2 protein-coding genes are annotated in these 1,765 nt (G+C 56.9%); both read right to left on the reverse strand.

The window, feature by feature from the left end; all coding sequences use genetic code 11:
- A partial coding sequence (locus tag L696_RS28305) for a condensation domain-containing protein (protein ID WP_245233303.1) occupies window positions 1–863 on the reverse strand: 863 nt, incomplete at its 3' end.
- Window positions 864–1,016: 153 nt separating this feature from the next.
- On the reverse strand, window positions 1,017–1,765 hold a 749-nt coding region (locus tag L696_RS28310; protein ID WP_081750692.1), incomplete at its 5' end, for a condensation domain-containing protein.

Genomic DNA, 1,765 nt, shown 5'->3' on the forward strand with positions numbered 1-1,765 from the left:
CGCTCGTTCATGACGGCGGCCACGTTGTCCGGGTAATGCTCCGCCTGCTCTTCGAACAAGCCGTGAATCGTTTTCCCCCGCTCGAACTCGGTTTCGGTGTCATTAAATCGCTTCAGCAGCGTCTCCCTCTCGTCTGGGGACAGCACATCGGCTTGTCCGAGCTCCAGATCCGGCTGAAATAAAAGCACGGACAGCAGCCGAACAAGATGGTCGGCCGCCTGTTCCACAAATGCCCGCTCGTACCGCTGCCCGTCAAAGCTTATCTCCAGCTCGATGGAGTGGTTTTGGCGGTCGAAGCGAAAAACCGTATCGGCCGCCACCCGGTTACCTAGCGGTCCCGGATGAATCGGGGCGAAGGATGCGACGGTGTTGACGACCGGGAGGCCGTCCCCCGTATAGTCCAGATGGAGCGGCTCCACCATTTTCCGAAAAGGCAGGTGCTGATGCTCCAGCGCCTCGCCGATGGAGGCTTTGATGCCCCCGAGCAGCGTTTTCAGCGTAGTCTGGCGGCTTACGGACGTCTTGATCACCAAGATGTCATGCGGCGGCGGAGTCCCGTCGGGGTCTGCGCTATAAGAAGGCATGCCGACCAGCACTTGGTCCCGCCCGGTATACTTGAACAGCAGGCTTTTTACTCCTGCCAAAACAATCATGTACAAAGCCAAATCCGAACCGTTGGCGAGGCAAATGATTCTCTCCGAGAGTTCGCTCGGCAGAGTACGGTGAAGCAAGCCCAGCTCGGCCGCAGCTTCCCCGTCGGCAGATAATTTGGAGGATTGACTGTAGGGAAGGAAGCTCAGGCTGTCATCGGCGTCAAACTTGCCGCTCCAGTACCGTTCTTCCTTTTCAAATAAAGATTTCATTTGTACCTCCCCTAAAAATGAAGTGAACGCATGCCCCGGCGCAGGTCCGAAAAGCTTGCTTTCGGCCTGCGCGTTTACGGGCTTGGACGTTGTTCGCCGTCTTCCTTGGGATGCGCGCCGCTTTCGCTTGACGGCGGAGGCGCGCTTGTAGGATTAGAACGCGAATTCGATCGTATCGACAGCACTCTTTGCGCCTGCCGCCGGTTTATGACATTCAATCCGGCTTAACTCGAGTTGTGGATTTTCCGCAATTTGAGACAGTACCCGCAGGTAATCCTCGGTCAAGGTGCGGATCATCGCTTCTTTGAACAGCTTGGTGGCGTAGAAGAAGCCCCCGCTCAGCGCCCCGTTGTTTTCATACATAAACAGCGTCAGATCGAACTTCGCTTCTTCCAAATGGTCAAGCTCGTAAGTCTTCAGGCTGGCCCCTTCCAGCTCGGCGTCTCGTTCTTCGATATTTTGCAAGTCGAAAACGGCATCGAACAGCGGGAAGCGGCCCGGCTCCCGCTTCACATTCAAACGCTCCACGAGCTCCTCGAATGGATAATCCTGGTTCTCGAAAGCACCCAAAGCCGTTTCCTTCACTTCTTCCAGGTAGGACAAGAACGTTTTGTCGCCCGACGGACGATTGCGGATCGCCAGCGTATTGACAAACATCCCGATGACCGGTTCCAAATCAGCGTTCGTTCTTCCCGCCACCGAGGTGCCCACGACCAAGTCCTCCTGCCCGCTGTACTTGGACAGCAGCACGGTATAAGCCGCAAGCAGCACCATGAACAGTGTGCTTTCACGCTCGGCCGCCAATTCGCGCAGCCGCGCAGAGAGAGAAGCTTCGACGTCGAACTCCAGATGCGCGCCTTCGTAGCTGCGAGCCGCAGACCGTTCGTAGTCCATCGGCAGGG

The organism is Paenibacillus maysiensis, from assembly GCF_000520815.1.
Taxonomy (GTDB): Bacteria; Bacillota; Bacilli; order Paenibacillales; family Paenibacillaceae; genus Paenibacillus; species Paenibacillus maysiensis.